We start from the raw sequence: 18,123 nt of genomic DNA, 5'->3' as shown, positions 1-18,123 counted from the left end.
GGTCAATGCCCCAACACCCGCAGCCCCAACAGAACAACCACCACTGCGGCCAGCAACGCGCTCGCGCATTGCCAGAAGCGCACCGGGTGCCGCTCGATCAGCGGCGTCGCCCGCGCACGCAGGAACTCTTGCGCAGGCGAGCGCAGGTCGTGCGCGAACTCGGACACAACCTCCTGCCGCTTGGCAGGATTCGGGTGCAGTGCCTTTTGCAGCACGGCATCGGCCCACGCAGGCAGATCGGGCCGGAAGTGGCGCATCGGCACATGGTTCAGGCGGTTCACGTCGGCGGGAGAGCGCACGCGCGTCACGTTCAGGCCATACGGCAGTTGGCCCGTGAGCATCTGGTAAGCGATCACGGCCACTGAAAAAATCTCCGAACGCACGCTGCCGCCGCGGCCGACAAAGTATTCGGGCGCCGTGTATTGCAAGGTGCCGGCAATCGCAAGCGCCTGCCCCTCCCCGGCGCTTTCAGCCAGACCCGCCACGTGGGTCGATGCCAGGTCGATGATCTTGACCGTGCCGTTGCGGTCGATCATCACGTTCTCGGGCCGGATGTCCTGGTGCAGCATCTCGCGCCGGTGCAATGCCTGCAGTCCCGCGGCCAGCTGTTCGATGATGCGGCGCACGCTGTCCAGGCTGGGCTTGGGATGATCGACCATCCATTGCGCCAGCGTCTGGCCATCGACGTACTCCATGGCGACATACAGGTGCGTGCGCGGCCTGTCGATCGCGCAGGCCTTGAGCACGTGGGGGCTGTCGATGCGCCGCGCGACCCACTCTTCGAGCACGAAACGGTCGAGGTAATCCGCATCGCCCTGCAGATCGACGGAGGGCAGCTTCAGCACCACCTGCTGGCCGGTGGCGTCGTCCACGGCCAGGTGCACGTGGCTGCGTGAACTCACCTGCAGTTCGCGAACGAGCGTGAAGCCTTCGAAGTTTGCGCGTGGCGCCAGCGGCGGCGCGATGGCGAGGCTTTCTCGTTGCGGCGGCAGTCGCGCCGCATCGGGCGCTGCAAGTTCGTCGATGCGCAGCAGTTGGATGGTGGCGTCGTCATCGCTGCCTCTGGCCTGCGCGGTACACGCGAGGATGCGCGCCGCTTCATCGAAGTCGCCGCCGCATCGGGCGAGCGCATCGTGCACCGTCTCCGCGTCGAGGTGGGCATAGGCGCCGTCGGTCGCCAGCAGGTAGACATCGCCGGCTTCGGCGGGCCAGTGGGCGTAGTCGATCTCCACGCGGGAGTCGGCGCCCAGTGCGCGGCCGAGATACGACTCCAACGACGACAAGCGCACGCGATGGTCGTCCGTGAGCTGTTCCAGCGCATGCGGGTGCAGCCGGTAAATGCGCGAGTCGCCAACGTGCAGCATGTGCACGTCGCGACCCTTGAGGATCAACGCGCTGAAGGTGCAGACGTAGCCGCCGTCCTTGTCGAAGCGCGCATGGCTTCGCATCGTCTGCGCGTGCAGCCACGAGTTCGTGGCGCCCAGCACCCGTTGCGCCGAGCGCCGCACCGACCAGGCTTCGGACGTGGCGTAGTAGTCGTCCAGAAACCCACGCACCGCCGCCGCGCTTGCCACTTGGCTGACGCGACTGGAGCCGATGCCATCGGCAATCGCCACCGCGATGCCCTTGGACATGCGCAGCAGCCCTTGCGGCAGCATCGCGCCATGGAAGTCCTGGTTGTTGCCCTTCGCGCCCGCCAGCGAATGCTGGCCGAGCGTCACGCGAAGCTCTCCCCGCAATTGGCTCCCTCGACGCAACGCGAGAAGGTGTGAAGATTTCGTAGCGAGGGCGCCGAGGTCGGGTTGAGGAGCGGAACCGTACTCCCGTACGGTGAGCACCGCAGACCCGAGATCGGTGGCCGCAGTAGAAATATTCACACCTTCTCCGGAACCGTACTCCTGTACGGTGGGCACCGCAGACCCGAGATCGGTGGCCGCAGCAGAAATACTCACACCTTCTCAGGTGAGGGCGCGCTTGGGCGCGGTCTTGTAGTGCGTCGCGTACAGCGTCAGCCCCACGAAGGTCAGCCCGCCCACCAGGTTGCCCAGCACCGTCGGAATCTCGTTCCAGATCAGGTAGTCCATCAGCGTGAACTTGCCGCCCAGCAGCAGGCCAGTGGGGAACAGGAACATGTTGACGATCGAGTGCTCGAAGCCCATGTAGAAAAAGATCATCACCGGCATCCACATGCCGATGGCCTTGCCTGACACGCTGGTGGACATGAGCGCTGCAACCACGCCAGTCGAGACCATCCAGTTGCACATCACGCCGCGGATGAACAGCGTCAGCATGCCGGCCGCGCCGTGCGCCGCATAGCCCAGCGTGCGGCCTTCACCGATGTGGCCGAGCTTCTCGCCGATGGCGTTCGGCCCTTCGCTGAAGCCGAAGGTGAAGATGATCGCCATGAACACCGCCACGGTCAGCGCACCGGCAAAGTTGCCGACGAACACCAGGCTCCAGTTGCGCAGCACGCCGGCCCAGGTCGCGCCGGGCCGCTTGTCGAGCACGGCCAGCGGCGCGAGCGTGAACACGCCCGTCAGCAGGTCGAAGCCCATGAGGTACAGCATGATGAAGCCGACCGGAAAGAGCATCGCGCCGATCAGCGCATTGCCGGTGTTGACGGTGATGCTGACCGCGAAGGCCGCCGCGAGCGCCAGGATGGCACCGGCCATGTAGGAGCGGATGAGCGTGTCACGCGTGGACATCAGGAGCTTGGATTCGCCGGCGTCGACCATCTTGGTCACGAATTCGGCAGGGGCGAGATAGGCCATGTGGGTTCCTTGAAATCTTGAGAGATAAATGAATGAGGTTCAGGCCAGCGAGACGTGCACGCGGCCTTCATCGACACGCACCGCATGCGCCCGCACGGAGTGCTCCGGCGCTTCGAGGCATTCGCCGTTGCGCAAGTCGAAGTGGTTCTTGTAGAGCGGCGATGCGACGACGATGCGCTCGCCCAGGCTGCCCACCAGCCCGCGCGACAGCACGCTGGCCTTCGACTTCGGGTCGACGTTGTCGATGGCGAAGAACTCGCCCGCCCCGCCGACATGAAAGATCGCGACATGCACGCCATCCACGAGGGCGCACACGCCGGTGTCGGGCAGGATGTCGCTCGCGGCGCACACGGCGGTCCAGTGAAGTGTTTCGGTGGTGGTCATGGGGATGTGCTCGTGTTCATCAGGCGGTTTCAAGATCGGAAGTCGCGTCGTCAGTCTGCGCACCGCGCGCCGGCCGGATCTGGCCGCGCTCCTGCACGAACACGATGTGTTCATCCGGCTTCTCGCTGTTGACGAAAGAACGGAAGCGCTGGCGCGTGGCCGGGTCGTTCACCGCGGTCTTCCACTCGCACTGGTAGGTGCTCACGACGTGGCGCATCTGGGCTTCGAGCTCGGCGCCCAAGCCCAGCGTGTCCTGGATCAGCACGCCTTTCAGATAGTCGAGCCCGCCCTCCAGGTTGTCGCGCCAGGTGCTGGTGCGCTGCAGGCGGTCGGCCGTGCGCACGTAGAACATGAGAAAGCGGTCGATCAGCTGGATCAACTCGGGCTTCGTGAGGTCGGAGGCGATCAGTTCGGCATGGCGCGGCTTCATGCCGCCGTTGCCGCACACATAAAGGTTCCAGCCCTTTTCGGTGGCGATCACGCCCACGTCCTTGCTCTGCGCCTCGGCGCATTCGCGCGTACAGCCTGACACGCCAAACTTGATCTTGTGCGGCGTGCGCAGGCCCTTGTAGCGGTTCTCCAGCTCGATGGCCATGCCCATGCTGTCATCGACGCCGTAGCGGCACCAGGTCGAGCCAACGCAACTCTTGACCGTGCGCAGCGACTTGCCATACGCATGGCCCGACTCGAAGCCGGCGGCGATCAACTCTTCCCAGATGGAAGGCAGTTGCTCGACGCGCGCACCGAACAGGTCCACGCGCTGGCCACCGGTGATCTTGGTGTAGAGCCCGTACTTCTTCGCGACCTGCCCCACGGCGATCAGGCCATCGGCCGTGACCTCGCCACCCGGCATGCGCGGCACGACCGAGTACGAGCCGTCTTTCTGGATGTTGCCCAGGAAGTAGTCGTTGCTGTCCTGCAGGCTGGCCAGGTCCTTCTTGAGCACGAAGTCGTTCCAGCACGACGCGAAGATGCTCGCGGCCGTCGGCTTGCAGATGTCGCAACCCAGCCCCTTGCCGTGCTTGGCGAGCAGGTCCGCAAAAGTCTTGATCTCGCCGACGCGCACCAGGTGGAACAACTCCTGGCGCGAATAGGCGAAGTGCTCGCACAGGTGGTTGTTGACCGCCATGCCGCGCTTGGCCATCTCCATCTTCATGACCTGCGTGACCAGCGGCACGCACCCGCCGCACGAGGCGCCGGCCTTGGTGCAGGCTTTCATGTCGCCGATGGTGCAGGCGCCCTCGCCTACCGCTGCACAGATCTGTCCCTTGCTGACGTTGTTGCACGAGCAGATCTGGGCCGTATCGGGCAAAGCCTCCACGCCGAGGCCAGGCTTGGCCTTGCCGTCGCTCGAAGGCAAGATCAGGAACTCGGGATCGGCCGGCAGCGCGATGCCGTTGAGCGCCAGTTGCAGCAGATTGCCGTACTCGGCCGCGTCGCCCACCAGCACGGCACCCAACAGTTGCTTGCCGTCCTCGCTGACGACGATCTTCTTGTAGATCTGCTTGTGCTCGTTGACGTACTGATAAGAGCGCGACTTCGGCGTCTTGCCGTGCGCGTCGCCGATGCTGGCGACGTCCACGCCCATCAACTTGAGCTTGGTGCTCATGTCGGCGCCGGTGAAGGCGGCTTCGTCCTGGCCGGCGATGTGTTTGGCGGCCACGCGGGCCATTTCGTAGCCGGGTGCGACGAGGCCGAAAGTCTGGTCGTTCCACGCGGCGCATTCGCCGATGGCGTAGACGTTGCGGTCGCTCGTGCGGCAATGCGAATCCACCGCGATGCCGCCGCGTGAGCCCAGCGCCAGCAGGCTTTGGCGCGCCAGTTCGTCACGGGGGCGGATGCCGGCGGAGAACACGATCATGTCGGTCTCCAGGTGCGTGCCGTCGGCGAACACCATGCGGTGCCGCGCGGTCGCACCGTCGACGATCTCCACCGTGTTGCGGCCGGTGTGCACATGCAGGCCAAGCGCCTCGATGCTGTTGCGCAGGGCGCGGCCACCGCCTTCATCGACCTGCACCGTCATCAGGCGCGGCGCGAATTCGACGACGTGCGTTTCGAGGCCCATGTCGCGCAGGGCCTTGGCGCATTCGAGGCCCAGCAGGCCACCACCGACGACCACGCCGGACCTGGAGCGGGCCCCGCAGGCCTTCATCGCTTCCAGGTCTTCGATGGTGCGATAGACGAAACAGTTGGGTCGGTCGCGTCCGGGCACCGGCGGCACGAAGGGCGAGGAGCCCGTGGCCAGCACCAGCTTGTCGTAGTGCACGACTTCGCCGTCAGCCGTCGTGATCGTGTTGTTGCGCCGCTCGATGGCCACGGCTTTCGCGGCCAGGCGCAGCGTGAAGCCGCTGCGCTCGAAGAAGCCGGGCTCGACCAGCGACAGGTCTTCAGCCGTCTTGCCGGAGAAGAATTCGGACAAGTGCACCCGGTCGTAGGCCGGGCGCGGTTCCTCGCACAGCACCGTGACCTCTGCCTGCGCGATGCCCAGCTCGTCGAGTTGCTCCAGAAACTTGTGGCCCACCATGCCGTGGCCAATCACTGCGATTTTCATGTCGGATCCTGCACACGCAAGCGCTACCGTGAGAGTGCAGACCACCGGACATTGCTGTCTGGAAAAGACAGCGGCAGTGGGCCCCCGCATGGAACGGATGCGAATCGGGTTGGAACAGACGGACCGCCAGCGTCATTGCTGCCGATCCGCTCGGATCCCGCCGTCATTAGCGGAGGCACTGGTTGCCCGCCGCAACGTTGCATGCGAGGCCAGTGGAAGGGGATGAGCAATTACCGTGCCGGGGTTTGCGGGCTGTGCATGAAGGAAAAGCCGCCAGCCTGGGGCGACGGTGCGCCCATGTGGTGCGGTGGACCATTGTTTGGTGCATGCAATCTTCCACGCTGACCTGCCCATGCGAGCGCACAATGAACCGCTTGCGACCCGCCGCGGTTGTCGTGTCAAGGAGCTTCCATGAACAATGACAGCCGATCCGTTCTCGTGACCGGCGCAAGCGGCGGTATCGGACGCGCTGTCTGCGCCCGGCTTGCGCAATCGGGGCGCGCGCTGGTGCTTGCCGCTCGCGACTAAGGCAAGCTGCTCGCGCTTTGCGACGAGTTGCAGTCGATTCGTCCCGGCCGCTACGAAGCCATTCCGGTGGACATGGGTGACGACGTCGCCGTCGCCGCCTTCGGTCAACGGCTGGCCGACCAGGGCACCGTGCTCGATGGCCTCGTGATGATGCCGCCGCAGATGTCTCCGACGAACGATTGCCTGCCACCCAACGACATCTGGCGCGCGCTGTTCCAGCGCAGCTTCATCGGCCCGCTGGGGCTTCTGAAGGCCGTGATCCCGGCGATGCAACCCGACCCGGCTCGGGGCCAGCGCGTCAAGGTGGTGATCATCTCGGCCGTCACGTCGGTGCAAGCGCTGGGGCACTATGCAACGAGCAACGTTCTGCGCTGTGCATGGCTGGCCGAGGCGAAGACGCTCGCGTTCGCGCTGGGCGAGCGTGGCATCCACGTCAACACCCTGTCGCTTGGCGGAACGCTGACGCCCGACTACAAGGCCTCGGTGCAAAGGCGCGCCGAGAAGGCGGGCGTCAGCCTGGGCGAGCGCCTGGTCGAAGAGACGTCGAACATTCCGCTCGCCAAGTACGGCACGCCGGAAGAGGTTGCGGTCGTTGTCGAGCAACTGCTTGGCGCCATGTCGGACCACATGACCGGCGCGAACTTGCTGCACGACGGCGGATTCACACGCGCCTACTGAGCGCAAGCTGAGCGAGTCCCTCGCGAACCGGCGCGAAGGCCTCGCACCTCATCTACATCAAAGGTCGCAGTTCGCGAACCTGGCCGTACGAGAGATTGCCAACGCCGCCGCCGCGCGCCACAGTTGCGATCGCTTACCCTCCCGGCGATACCGTCACAAGAACCAACGCCGATCACCCAAGGGGCGAGCCTGCGCAACGGCGCCTTCCGCGCTTGCGCTGTTGCGAGTGGAGGCAAGGGTCATGCTTACTGTGTCGATGCTGGGCCGCATGTCGGTCGCGCTGGAAAATCGCCGTGTCGCGCTCGACCTGGGGCCGAGTGGCCGCCTGATGGCGGGCTACCTCTTCCAGTTTCCGGGGCGCGTGGTTCGGCGCGAGTACCTGGCCGAGATGTTCTGGAACGACCGCTCGCTCGCGCAGGCGCGCGCGGCCATGAACACCGCCGTGTGGCGCTTGCGCACCCTGCTGGCGCGCGCGCCCGGTCAACCCTGCGACGGCGTGCTCGTGAGCAGCGGCGATGAAATCGTCTTCGAGCGACCCGCGTGGATGGAGATCGACACGCACGACTTCAACGCGGCGGTGCGCGACGCGCTTTCCGGGCATGCCGGCGACCAGTTCGACGAACGCATGCGCCGGCTGGAATGCGCGGCGGCGCTCTACACCGGCTCGTTCCTTGAAGGCGACGATGGCGACTGGGTGATCACCGAGCGGGAGCGGCTGCACTCTTTGTATGTGCGGTGCCTGTGCCAGCTGACACAGCTCTTCGCGGCGCACGGCGAATACGAACCGGCCATCGATGCAGCGCGCCGCGTGCTGGTGGCCGACCCGTTTCGCGAGACCGTGATGCGCAGCCTGTGCATCCTGCTGTTCCTCAACGGTCAGCGCGCGCAAGCCATCGGCGACCTGACGCGCTGGCAGGTGGCGCTGCGCGCCCAGGTCGGAGTCGATGCCATGCCCGAGACACTGGCCTTGCGCGGCGCGCTGATCACTGGGGCGATTTGCAACGAGATCGGCGACTGGCGACGAAGCCATCTGGAGAGCGCCGCGTCGCGCCAGAACGCAGTGTGACGACCACCGTGATCTTGCCGTGATCGCACCGTGATGCGGCGGCGATGCGCGGCAGAGGTGCTCGCCATCCGGGCGTACATCGCCACGAAACGCTCCTGAGACCCCGCCGTTACGCGCCGTTGATTCCTCGTGGAGCCCCACGTGCAACTGCCCGTGAGAAGCGGCCCCTATCGTTCGAAACATGACAGCCAGGAACCTGCGCTCGAGCGATGGCGATCCCACCCAGGATCGCGTCTTCGTTCTCCGCTTCTGGCTCGAACGTGCCCCGGGGCCCGGCGCCGGGGCGTTGTGGCGTGCCAAGGTCACCGAGCCGGATGGCGGCGAGACGCGGCATGCCAACAGCGTGGACGAAGCGCTCGCGCTGGTGCGCAGCCGGATGTGCCAGGCGTCGGAGGACAGCGCCACGCCGGCGCCGCCCTGAATCACGGTCTCTCTCAGGAGAACAGCAAATGCCAGCATTGGTTGTGCCCGGCGTACGGGTCGAAGCCAGGTTCGATGTGTTGCCCCCCTTGCCCGCCACCTCGGGCATCGTGGGGATCGTCGGCATCGTCGACAGGCAGCCGCAAGGCGGCGGGTTGATCGGCGTCACGAAAACCTCGGAACTGCGGGAGTTGCTCGGCCCCGGCACGCTCACCAGCATGCCGGAGGCGGTGCATGCCTTGTCCAATGGCGCCGGTGAGGTCGTGATCGCGCCGGTCGCGGGCGGCGCTCCGGCCACCGCGCGCCTGCTCAACGGCGCGGCGGAGGAAGTCGTGCGATTGCGCTGCCGATCGAACGGCGCGGCCGGCAACGCGCTGCGTGCCGAGGTGCGCACCGTGATGAACGCGGCCAACGAGGCGGTGCGCGCCAGCGTGCGGCTGTTTCGCAATGGCGTGATGCTGGAGAGCTTTGCCGACTTGCAGGTGGCGCCGGGGCAGCCGGACGACCTGTTCGAGGCGATCAATTCGCAATCGAGCCTGGTGGTTGCCGTGGACCCGGGTTTTGCGACCGTGGGGCCGCGGCTTGGCACCTATGCCTTCGCCGATCCGCCGGTTGCGCTGAACATTCCCGAACCGCTGCCCGGCACGCGCAACGTGCTGTCGCTCGCGCCGGCCGCCAATGTGGATCCGGCCGGGCTCAGCGTACGCATTGCGGCCGGTGCCGCAGCCGGCACGCTCGACGTCGCGGTGTTCCAGCAAGGGCTGCAGGAAGAGTTCGTCGGCCTCGTGATGGACCCGGACAACGCACGCCACCTGCCCGCCGTGCTCGCCACCGAAAGCCGTCTCGTGCGCTTCACCGCGCTCAGTTCGCGCGACGCCAATCGCCTGCCGGTGGCCACCGTCGAGCCGGTAGTGTTTGCGGACGGCGAATCGCCCACCGTCGCGCAATACCAGACCGCGATCGATCTGCTGTCCGACGACACGCGCATCGACCTGGTGCTCGCCTCCGTCGAGGCCGGCCGCGCGAGTTCGGAAGTGCGACAGATCCACCAGGCGCTGTCGGCGCACGCGGTGGCGATGGCGGACAACGCTGCGCCGCGCATTGCTTTCGGATCGATTACCGCGGCCGAGCGCAGCGACCTCGCGCAGATCCGCGAGCATTCGGCGCTTTCGCGCAACCGGCGCTTCGTGCTGGTCGCGCCGCCCGGGGCCGAAGGTGCAGTTGCCGGACTGGTGGGGCGGCTCAATCCGCAAGACTCGCCCACTTTCAAGAACGTGCCGCTGTTCGGCATCGCGCCCTCGAAGTTCCGCGACAGCGAACTGAACCGCCTGCTCGGCAGCAGCACCAACCTGCTGGTGGTGCAGGAGCGCGCGGGCCGCGGCGTGGTCGTGCTGCGCGGGCTCGACACATCCGGGGACCAGATCTCGGTGACGCGCGTGGCCGACATCTGCATCCGCGAGACCAAGGCGATTTCCGAGAACTTCATCGGGCAACTCAATTCGAGCGAGGCGCGGCTGGCGCTCAAGCAGCAGATCGTCGCGACTTTCACGCGCATGGAACGCGCCGGCGCGCTGGTGCCCTCCACCGACGGCAGCGACCCGGCCTTCCTCGTCGATGTGTATTCGACGCAGCTCGATTTCGCGCAGGGCACGGTGCGGGTGGACATCGCGGTGCGGCCGGTGCGCAGCATCGACTTCATCTACGCGACCTTGCGCGTGAAGAACTGAACTCAACTTCCAAGAACGCATTCCGGAGGTCCCCGTGCCCACCCTCTTCGCAGCCAACGAAAGCCAGGTCCTTGTCGCGGGCACCGCGATCGAAGGCGTCCGCTCGATCGACTACCGCCGCGTGCAGGCGCGCGAGAACGTCTTCGGCCTCGGCAGCAACGAGCGCATCGGCCTCGTGAGCGGCGCGCAGGTCATCGAAGGCGTGCTGCGTGTCGCCTCGACCGCGCCCGCGCTCGACGCGCTGACGGTCGACCAGAGCGTGCAGATCAGCGCGGTGCTGGTGCATGGCGCCACGCGCATGACGGTGACCTTCGACGAATGCTTCCTGACGGACAAGAGCTTCGAGATGGCCAGCGGCGGGCACGGCGTGGCGGTGTACGCGTTCACCGCGACCCGCATGCGCGAGGAGATGGCCGCGGCTGCGCCTGCCGCCTGAGTTCATTTGAACGGAAGGCAGCAGCGTGGTCCCGATGGGCTCTTCCCTGGCGGTTGGAATGCCGGAGCGTGCGGTGGCCGGTGGCGTCGAGATCGACTTGGCGCGGGGGCGGGTTGCCATTGCCGGGTGCGAGATGCATCTGCGTGCGCTGCCGCAGGCGGGGCACTACTGGCTGGATGACGGCAGTACGCTGCGGCTGCCGGGCTTTGATGAGCGAAGCCGCTGTGTGGCTGCGGCGCTGCGTTCGCAAAGTCCTGCGGCGAGCCTGCTGCAGGCGTTGCGGGAGTTGATGCTCGTCGCTGCGCCTTCGTCGTCCGCGACGACGTCCGAGGCTTTGGATGGCCTGCTGCTCGCCTTGGCCGGCGGTGCCCTGGAGGCACCGCCGTTTCGCGATTGCACGATGCCGGGAGAAGACGGCGACCAGAGTGCGATGGCGGTCGACCTTGCCGCCATCGAGCGCGTCGGCGCTGCATCGCATTCGGGCGGGTGGCAGCGCCTGGTGTTTGCGCCGCTGGATCTGGCCGGCTTGATCGATGAGATGCTGCAGCGCCTGCTGGATCGGGGTGACTTTGACGAAGCAGTGACGGATGAGGTGAAGGCGCCTGCATCGCGGCCGGCACAAACGATATCGGCATCAACTTTCGCGCGCCAGAAACCCGCGTCTGCCTCCGCGAGATCGCAACTGACTTGGCCCGCCCTGAACGATGGCGAAGTCCAAGGCGATGCGACCGCAGCGCAGTCGCGCACGGAGCCCGCGCAGCCCCTTCGCCATGCACCGTCTTCCAGCGCAGCCATGCGTATTGCCAGCATGCCGCTGAACCCCGCTGGCCCGCGCGCTGCAAGCCAGGCCAGCACCAGTACCAACGCAAACGCCAAACAGGCACCGAGTCCGGATGTGCCTGAAGTCCCTGCCGTCGTTGGCGCCGAGGTGCATCCCTTCCGATTGCAGGCTCACGCAACAAGGACTGGCGCGACACCTCGAACGCCCGTGCAAACGACCAACCCGCTGCGGGCACGTTGGCAACTCCATCGCACCCCCTCGGCGCCGACCGCTGCCGTTGCGCTCGCCGTGCCGGTTGCACGCGAGCCCGAACCGCACTTTGGCCACAGCACCGAGCGTGCCACCCACACACCGTGGCCCGCCGCGCCAACATGGGCCAACCGCCCGGAAGAACAGTCCGCGAGCCATGCAACGACACAGCCCGTCGCGCCGCCCGTGATGGCCCATCCCGACCCACTCGACCAGATCGCCCGCGCCATGGCCAGCGAATGCGACCTCCGGGGCCTTGCACCATGACCCGCCCGATCCCGCTCCTGGGCGACACACCGCTGGACTACGTGCAGCGCATCGAGCATTCGCTGGACGCAGGCTTCGCGCCGACCCGAATCGCAGGTCTTGCCGGCGAACTCCAGCAACGCTCCGGCCGCCCTTCGCATCGCGTGCACATCTCGGGCCTGCTCATCGGCGAAGGCGCGCGCGATGCGCTGGGCACCTTGCAAACGGCCACGCAAACCGGCGAGGAGCTGACCTTCTCCGCCGACATCACCGCCGCGCTCGACCTTCAGAAGGTCGTGATCCGCAGCTTCCAGGCGCACGAGACCGCCGGCTCGCCGCAGCGCATCGAGTACCGCATGGAACTCGTCGAAAGCCCGCCGCTGCCACCACCGGCCGAAGTCTCAGGCTTCGGCGGACTCGACGGATTGGGCCTTGGCGACCTCGGCCTCGATGCGGGTGTGCTCGGTGACATCGCCGACTTGGCAAGCGATGTGGCGGGCGCCGTCGATCAGGCGCTGGGTGCCGTCGAGGCGCTCGGCGCGCTGGCGAGCCTGGCCGCATCGGGCGGGCTCGACTTTGCCGGCATCCTGCAGCCGCTGGACCAGGCGGGTGCGGGCGTCGGCGCCATCGCCAACGACTTCCAGCAAGCCACGCGCTCGCTGGGCGGGATGTTCTCGTCATGAGCCTCTCGCCCGCCGTCTCCGCCACGCTGGGCAACCTGCGCTACGACACGCAGGCGATGGCCTGCAGCGCCTGCCTCGACCTGCTGCCGCGCGGCAGTTCGGCCCGCCTGTCACTGCCGGCCGCAGTGCGTTTCGAGGCCGTGGCCGGCGACGAAGCCAGCCTGGACCTCGACGGCGGTGAAGGCGCGGCCACGGTGCTCAAGGGCAGCGTGCGCAGCGTTCGGCGCAACGTGGCCACGATCGAAGTCGAACTCATCGACGCCGGCGCCGCGCTCGCGGCCTTCCGGCCCGCCTGCAGCTTCGAGAAGCAATCGGCCGCGCAGATCATCCGCAAGCTGGTCGGCGACCTGTCGCTGAGCGCCGGCACGATGGACGTCGACCTCGACCTGCCGGCCTACATCGCCCATCCAGCGCGCAACGCCGCGGAGCATGTGGCCGAGCTGGCCAGGCTGGGCGGCGCCTTCGCCTGCTCGGGCAGCGACGGCAAGCTCGAAGTCCACACGCTGCCCGAAGGCCCGGCCGACGCCGCGCTGCGCTTCGGCCGCGAGATCACGCACTACGAAGTGCTGGGCGAAGCCGTGGCGCAGGGCCAGAGCTTTGCCATCGGCGCCGGGCCGGCCGGCTCGGCCAGCGCGCCGGATGCGATGCGGCCGACCGTCGGCTTCCTTCCCTCGTCCGCCGCTGCGGGCGGCCCCGGTGTGATCCGCCTCGCGACACCCTTGCTGCGCACGCCCAAGGCTGCGAGCGATGCATCGGATGCACTGAGCCGCATTGCGGCGGCGAACGCCTCGCGCCTCATTGCGCATTGCTTCCTGCTGCCGAGCCTGCGACCTGGCCAGGTGATCGAGGTTCAGGACCTGCCAGACGACCTGTCGGGCGGCCCTTGGTTCGTGACCCGTGTGGAACATCGCGTCGCGCAAGGCGCCGGCAGCACCCGCTTCGAAGCACGCAGCGCCAGCGCGCCCTCCTTGCTCGGCGCGGCACTCGGCGCCGCTGCGGGCGCCGTCGGGGGTCTTCTGTGAGCGCCGCCCTGCTCTACGACAGCATGGCGCGAATCGCCCGCCACGAGGCAGGCGCGCGGCCGGTTGCCAGCGTCGGCGTCGTCACCAGCCAGTTCGCGCACGCCGGCACGGCGGACCACGCCGTGAGCGTTCAATTGCGCGACTCCGGCATCGTGCTGCCGCGCGTGCCGGTGGCGGTCGGCGCCATGGGCTTCGCAGCCATCCCGGCCATCGACGACCTGGTGCTCGTGGCCTTCATGGAAGGCGACTGGCAGGCGCCCGTGGTCGTCGGCCGCCTCTATCACCCCGATCAACAACCGCCCAGGCACAAGGACGGCGAACTGGTGCTGCACCTGCCCAGCGGCGCGTCCGAGCCGGAACTGGCCTGCAAGATCAACACCGACCCGGTCAAGTTCAGCCTCAGCTTGCCGGGCGACGTGCTCATCGAAGTCGAAAAAGACAAGCTGAGCTTGGCTGTCGGCAAGCTCAGCGTGCTGCTCGAAGGCGCCGGTGGCGGACGCCTCACGGCTGCGGCCGGCGAAACCTCGATCACCATGAAAGCCGACGGCGACATGAGCCTGAAGTCGGCTGGCAAGATCAAGCTCGAAGGCAGCGAGATCGAGATCGCGGGCAGCGCCAAGGTCAAGATCAGCGCCGGCATGGTGGAGATCAACTGATGGGCCAACCCGCAGCCACCCTCGGCAGCCAGATCGTCGCGGTGGACACCCACATCGTGATGATCCCCTCGCCCGGCGGACCCATCCCGACGCCGCTGCCCTCGCCCTTCTCGGGCCAGATCACCGGCGGCACCATCGCGAGCGTCAAGATCATGGGGCAGCCGGCGGCGGTGGTCGGATCGACGGCCGACAACATGCCACCGCACATCCCTGCCGGCGGCCCCTTCCAGAACCCGCCGCCCAACAGCGCGACTGTGTTCAGCGGCAGCGCGACGGTGCTCATCGGCGGCAAACAGGCCGCGCGCAACCTCGACACCGCGACCACCTGCGACGACATCGCGCCGACGGCCCCCAAGGGCCAGTTGATCGCTGTCGGCACGGTGCTGATCGGCGGATGAGCGGCGAAGCAGGAACACGGACATGGCCACCGCTCCCGACGCCCTCTTCGGCACCGACCTGCTGGTCGTGCCCCAGATGGTCGCGCACGATGCCGCTGCGCTCGACCTGCGCCAGAAGACACGCGTGGTGCGCCGGCCGCGCCCCGGCCAGCCGGACACGCTCTTCGACCTCGACACCATCGACGCCCGCGAGAACCTGGCCCAGGCGCTGCTGCTGCGCCTGTTGACCGCACGCGGCACGCTCGCCACCCTGGGCCACGCGGACTACGGTTCCCGCCTGGTCGAACTCATCGGCCGCGGCAAGAACGAGGAACTGCGCCACCTGTGCCGCGCCTTCGTGCTGGAAGCCGTGGCGCAGGAGCCGCGCGTGCAGCCCAAGGCCGTGGAACTGCGCTTCGAGCGCGACCAGGAGCAGGTCGACAACTTCGTCTTCACGCTGGCCGTCAAGCCCATCGTTCCGGCCGACGCGGCGGCGATCACACTGCAGTTGGAGGTGGGACTGTGAGCTACCGGGCCGCTCCCAGGACAAGCGCAACGCCAGTGCGTGGCGCGGAGGTGCGGCCATGAGCTATGTGCCCCGCCTCTACGACGAGATCGTCCGCGACCTGCTCACGACGTTGACGGGTGGTACGGTCGCGGAGTCACTCGTGGCACCGGCCACGGACGTCGCGCTCGTTCCCACCAAGCTGCGCGACCGCCCGGTGCGCCGCATCTCGCACCTCGAAGGCTTCGTCGGCACGCCGGAGCGGCAGGTGCGCTACCGCTTCACCGCCGCCGATTTCGAACTGGTGTCCACCAGCGGAGATGACAACAACAAGGACGCGCTGCGTTTCCGCGAAGGCGGCCGGCGTCCGATTCCGGGCACGGTGCTCACGGTCAACTACTACCCCGTCGCGACGCGCCCTGTGCCGGTGAACGACCTCAACACCGGCAGCGTCGTGCGCACGCTCATGGAGACCATCGCCTTCGAACAGGCGATGACCTACCAGCACCTGGACCAGGTCTATCGCTCGGCCTTCATCGAGACCGCCGAAGGCCGCTCGCTCGACAAGGTGGTCGCGCTGGTCGGCCTGCGTCGCCTGCCGGCCGGCCATCCGGTCGCGACCATGCGCTTCACCCGCAGCAGCGCAGGCGCCGGACGCATCGCCGTGCCGGCCAGCACCGCGGTGACCGACGACGAAGGCAACCGCTACCTCACGCAGGAAGAACTGGTGCTGGAACCCGGCGAAGCCTCGCGCGACGTGCTCGCCGCCGGCGAGGCGCCCGGCACCGCCGAAGTGGGAGCGGGTGCGCTCGACCGGCTCGAAGTCGTCATCGCCGGCATCGACCGCGTGTCCAACCCCGCCGCCTCACGCCGGCTTGGCCAGGCCGAATCCGACGAGGAACTGCGCCGCCGTTCTCGCGGCGCCTTCCACGGCGCGGTGCGCGGCACGCTCGACGCGCTGCGCTTCCATCTGCTGTCACTGGAAGAAGTCAAGGACGTGAGCCTGGTCGAAGAGCCCAACGGCGTGCCCGGCGAGTTGCGCATCGACGTGGCCTACTTCACCGAGACCGACGAGGCGCGCGCCCGCGTGGCCGAGCGCATTCGCCAGGTCAAGCCGGCCGGTATCCGCGTGCTGAGCGGCGCGGCTTTGCGCAAGCGCGTGCAGGTGCGCGTGGCGCTCACGCTGGCGGGCACGGGCCTGGCGGGTCCGGAGCTTTCCACACTGCGCGGCACGGTCGAGCAACAGTTGGTCGCGCTGCTCAACGCCGTGCCGCCCGGCGGCACGGTTCGCCGCGCGCCGCTCACCGCCGCGGTCATGCAGGACCCGCGCCTCGTCGATGCACGCATCTACCTCGCGCCCGAAGGCGGCGAAGAAAGCGAGACCCTGACGCTGGCCTCTGGCGAAGTGCTGGACGTCGCCACGCCGATCCAGTTCGACACGCCGCAGACCGAGACCGCCTCGAGCGCACAACTCGACGTGCAGGTGTCCGCGCTGCTGGTGCTGCACCTGACGGCCGGCACCACGCAGGCCCAGGCGCAGCAGGCGCTGGACAACGCCATGGCCAGCCATCTCGCCACCCGCGCACCGGATGCGCCATTGAGCTTCGACAGCCTCGCCGCCGCGCTGCGCGACGACACGCGCTACGCGCTGGTGCGCGATGAATCGACCGTCACCGTCGAGAGCGGCGACCGCTTCTTCCAGTTGAGCGACGGCGTCGGCAACTACGCGCCGGCCCCAAACGAAACGCTGCGCAAGCAGTCGCTGGACCTGCAGATCCGCGAGGGAGGCCTGTGAAGCGCGCACTCGACATGGCCGCAAGGCTGCCGCTGCTTTACCGCGAGGGTGAACTCGTCACGGGCCTGCTGGAGCAAGCAGGCCAGCAGATCGAGATTGCGGTTGACGATGCGCTCGAAGTGCAACGCGCCCACTGGTTCGACAACGCGCTGGAACTCGAAGAAGCCGCCGGCCTCGCCGCCCTGCTCGACATCGCGCCCGAGCCCTGGCAAGACGTGCGCCTGTTCCGCGCCTGGGTGCATGCGCAGCGCGACGCCTTGCTCAAGGGCGGCGGCGTCACGGCCGATGCCATCACCGGCTTTGCGCGCGACTACGCGCAGGCGTGGCAGCAAGCGACCGGCTTGCGTTTGGGCGCCGGCGAGCCGGTGCTGATCGACAACCCGCCCATCGCCCGCGTCGCGCGTCCGCCGGTTCCTGCGGACGACACGGTGCCGCTGACGCAGTTCAGCGTGCAGATGGCGGGGCTGGATGAGACGGTCGCGTCTTTCCTGCTGACGGGCCTGGCGGCAGGCCCCGAATACTCGCCGCTGGTGGTGAACCTGAGCACGGGTGAAGCCTTGCTCTACCGCGGCCGAGTTGCCACCGGGCAACGCCTGTGGCTGCGCGGGTCAGCGGATCGCACGCTCGAAGCGCGCCTTGAAAACCGCGACGTGTCCGACCGCATGGTGTCCATCAGCGGCCTGGTGCCCGGCGTGCCATGGGAGGCCGCGCAGGTGACGACGCCGGCGCAGGCGATCCGACTCGTGCACGGCGAGAACCGGCTGTGGTTCCTGCCCGTCGCCCACTTCGATGATGAAGGGCTCGACCGCGTGCTGCTGGCGCTGGCCGATCTCGCGCTTGCGCAAGGCCGCTGGGACAGCACCACCTTCGACCACGCACTCTTCTACCAGGACGCCGCGGTGATGCTGAAGGTGCGCTGGATCGAGGCGCAACCGGCGACCTTCGAACTGCGCCTGCCCGCCACCTCGCTGCGCCAGCGCGTGCCCGCCGCCGCCAACCCGGAAGATGCGCGCCGCCAGATCGGCAATGCACTGGAGACCGGCATCGGCCGGCTGAAAGCGGCCGGCGTGCGCGCCCAGGTGCGACTGCTCGAATTCGCCGAGCAGCAGCGCTCCTTCGACCACCTGACCCAGGTCCTGCCGTTGCGCATTCGCGATGCGGGCGCCACCGGCGCCGATCGGCTGGCCGAGCGCGGCGGCCTCTGGGGCGTTACCGAATACGGCGAATCCACTTTCCGATGAGGCCACG

The 18,123-nt window shown here is 67.8% G+C and carries 16 protein-coding genes and 1 pseudogene; 13 read left to right on the top strand and 4 right to left on the bottom strand.

The features are described from left to right. Positions 1 to 2: 2 nt before the first annotated feature. The 4 genes from QTI66_RS01080 to nirB all read right to left on the bottom strand — a co-directional run bounded on the left by QTI66_RS01080 (position 3) and on the right by nirB (position 5,706). Complete coding sequence (locus QTI66_RS01080) at positions 3 to 1,721, bottom strand: bifunctional protein-serine/threonine kinase/phosphatase (RefSeq protein ID WP_286556864.1); 1,719 nt, start codon at positions 1,719 to 1,721, stop codon at positions 3 to 5. Positions 1,722 to 1,958: 237 nt separating this feature from the next. Then, positions 1,959 to 2,771: a formate/nitrite transporter family protein gene (locus QTI66_RS01075; protein ID WP_286556862.1), complete on the bottom strand. Its 813-nt coding sequence runs from the start codon at positions 2,769 to 2,771 to the stop codon at positions 1,959 to 1,961. A gap of 39 nt (positions 2,772 to 2,810) precedes the next feature. Next, positions 2,811 to 3,155: a nitrite reductase small subunit NirD gene (nirD, locus tag QTI66_RS01070; RefSeq protein WP_286556859.1), complete on the bottom strand. Its 345-nt coding sequence runs from the start codon at positions 3,153 to 3,155 to the stop codon at positions 2,811 to 2,813. 19 nt (positions 3,156 to 3,174) lie between these two features. Next, positions 3,175 to 5,706, bottom strand: coding sequence for a nitrite reductase large subunit NirB (nirB, locus tag QTI66_RS01065; protein WP_286556857.1), 2,532 nt, complete (start codon positions 5,704 to 5,706; stop codon positions 3,175 to 3,177). Between the two features lie 411 nt (positions 5,707 to 6,117). Here nirB and QTI66_RS01060 point away from each other — a divergent pair. From QTI66_RS01060 to QTI66_RS01000, 13 genes and pseudogenes are all read left to right on the top strand, one after another. Further along, positions 6,118 to 6,912: pseudogene (locus QTI66_RS01060) on the top strand (SDR family oxidoreductase). A gap of 241 nt (positions 6,913 to 7,153) precedes the next feature. Next, positions 7,154 to 7,978, top strand: coding sequence for an AfsR/SARP family transcriptional regulator (locus QTI66_RS01055; RefSeq protein ID WP_286556854.1), 825 nt, complete (start codon positions 7,154 to 7,156; stop codon positions 7,976 to 7,978). Positions 7,979 to 8,159: 181 nt separating this feature from the next. Then, the gene (locus QTI66_RS01050; protein ID WP_286556852.1) at positions 8,160 to 8,399 is read left to right on the top strand and encodes a hypothetical protein; all 240 of its coding nucleotides are present in this window, start codon (positions 8,160 to 8,162) and stop codon (positions 8,397 to 8,399) included. A gap of 28 nt (positions 8,400 to 8,427) precedes the next feature. Continuing rightward, positions 8,428 to 10,125, top strand: coding sequence for a phage tail sheath C-terminal domain-containing protein (locus QTI66_RS01045; RefSeq protein WP_286556849.1), 1,698 nt, complete (start codon positions 8,428 to 8,430; stop codon positions 10,123 to 10,125). A gap of 34 nt (positions 10,126 to 10,159) precedes the next feature. Beyond that, positions 10,160 to 10,561 carry a hypothetical protein gene (locus QTI66_RS01040; protein ID WP_286556844.1) on the top strand — a complete coding sequence of 134 codons (402 nt, stop codon included), beginning with the start codon at positions 10,160 to 10,162 and terminating at the stop codon, positions 10,559 to 10,561. 34 nt (positions 10,562 to 10,595) lie between these two features. Further along, positions 10,596 to 11,858 carry a hypothetical protein gene (locus QTI66_RS01035; protein WP_286556842.1) on the top strand — a complete coding sequence of 421 codons (1,263 nt, stop codon included), beginning with the start codon at positions 10,596 to 10,598 and terminating at the stop codon, positions 11,856 to 11,858. Further along, positions 11,855 to 12,520 (top strand): hypothetical protein, encoded by a 666-nt coding sequence (locus QTI66_RS01030; RefSeq protein ID WP_286556839.1) that lies wholly within the window; start codon positions 11,855 to 11,857, stop codon positions 12,518 to 12,520. The genes QTI66_RS01035 and QTI66_RS01030 overlap by 4 nt, the downstream gene beginning before the upstream one ends. Continuing rightward, positions 12,517 to 13,542, top strand: coding sequence for a hypothetical protein (locus QTI66_RS01025; RefSeq protein ID WP_286556836.1), 1,026 nt, complete (start codon positions 12,517 to 12,519; stop codon positions 13,540 to 13,542). Before QTI66_RS01030 ends, QTI66_RS01025 begins: the two co-directional genes overlap by 4 nt. Further along, entirely contained in the window at positions 13,539 to 14,198 is a 660-nt protein-coding gene (locus QTI66_RS01020; protein WP_286556833.1) for a phage baseplate assembly protein V, read from the top strand. Before QTI66_RS01025 ends, QTI66_RS01020 begins: the two co-directional genes overlap by 4 nt. Next, positions 14,198 to 14,596, top strand: coding sequence for a PAAR domain-containing protein (locus tag QTI66_RS01015; RefSeq protein ID WP_286556830.1), 399 nt, complete (start codon positions 14,198 to 14,200; stop codon positions 14,594 to 14,596). Before QTI66_RS01020 ends, QTI66_RS01015 begins: the two co-directional genes overlap by 1 nt. A gap of 22 nt (positions 14,597 to 14,618) precedes the next feature. Then, positions 14,619 to 15,101, top strand: a complete 483-nt coding sequence (locus QTI66_RS01010; protein ID WP_286556827.1) for a hypothetical protein — start codon at positions 14,619 to 14,621, stop codon at positions 15,099 to 15,101. Between the two features lie 58 nt (positions 15,102 to 15,159). Beyond that, positions 15,160 to 16,875, top strand: a complete 1,716-nt coding sequence (locus tag QTI66_RS01005; protein ID WP_286556825.1) for a baseplate J/gp47 family protein — start codon at positions 15,160 to 15,162, stop codon at positions 16,873 to 16,875. Next, positions 16,872 to 18,116 carry a hypothetical protein gene (locus QTI66_RS01000; RefSeq protein WP_286556822.1) on the top strand — a complete coding sequence of 415 codons (1,245 nt, stop codon included), beginning with the start codon at positions 16,872 to 16,874 and terminating at the stop codon, positions 18,114 to 18,116. The genes QTI66_RS01005 and QTI66_RS01000 overlap by 4 nt, the downstream gene beginning before the upstream one ends. The last annotated feature ends 7 nt before the right edge of the window (positions 18,117 to 18,123 follow it).

The organism is Variovorax brevis (genome assembly GCF_030317105.1).
Lineage (GTDB): Bacteria > Pseudomonadota > Gammaproteobacteria > Burkholderiales > Burkholderiaceae_C > Variovorax > Variovorax brevis.
This window is presented reverse-complemented; position numbering and strand designations above follow the sequence as displayed.

Coding starts and splice junctions, on each gene's coding strand:
- QTI66_RS01075 (WP_286556862.1), bottom strand. CDS start 2,771: ATGGCCTATCTCGCCCCTGCCGAATTCGTGACCAAGATGGTCGACGCC.
- nirD (WP_286556859.1), bottom strand. CDS start 3,155: ATGACCACCACCGAAACACTTCACTGGACCGCCGTGTGCGCCGCGAGC.
- nirB (WP_286556857.1), bottom strand. CDS start 5,706: ATGAAAATCGCAGTGATTGGCCACGGCATGGTGGGCCACAAGTTTCTG.
- QTI66_RS01055 (WP_286556854.1), top strand. CDS start 7,154: ATGCTTACTGTGTCGATGCTGGGCCGCATGTCGGTCGCGCTGGAAAAT.
- QTI66_RS01050 (WP_286556852.1), top strand. CDS start 8,160: ATGACAGCCAGGAACCTGCGCTCGAGCGATGGCGATCCCACCCAGGAT.
- QTI66_RS01045 (WP_286556849.1), top strand. CDS start 8,428: ATGCCAGCATTGGTTGTGCCCGGCGTACGGGTCGAAGCCAGGTTCGAT.
- QTI66_RS01035 (WP_286556842.1), top strand. CDS start 10,596: ATGGGCTCTTCCCTGGCGGTTGGAATGCCGGAGCGTGCGGTGGCCGGT.
- QTI66_RS01030 (WP_286556839.1), top strand. CDS start 11,855: ATGACCCGCCCGATCCCGCTCCTGGGCGACACACCGCTGGACTACGTG.
- QTI66_RS01025 (WP_286556836.1), top strand. CDS start 12,517: ATGAGCCTCTCGCCCGCCGTCTCCGCCACGCTGGGCAACCTGCGCTAC.
- QTI66_RS01015 (WP_286556830.1), top strand. CDS start 14,198: ATGGGCCAACCCGCAGCCACCCTCGGCAGCCAGATCGTCGCGGTGGAC.
- QTI66_RS01010 (WP_286556827.1), top strand. CDS start 14,619: ATGGCCACCGCTCCCGACGCCCTCTTCGGCACCGACCTGCTGGTCGTG.
- QTI66_RS01005 (WP_286556825.1), top strand. CDS start 15,160: ATGAGCTATGTGCCCCGCCTCTACGACGAGATCGTCCGCGACCTGCTC.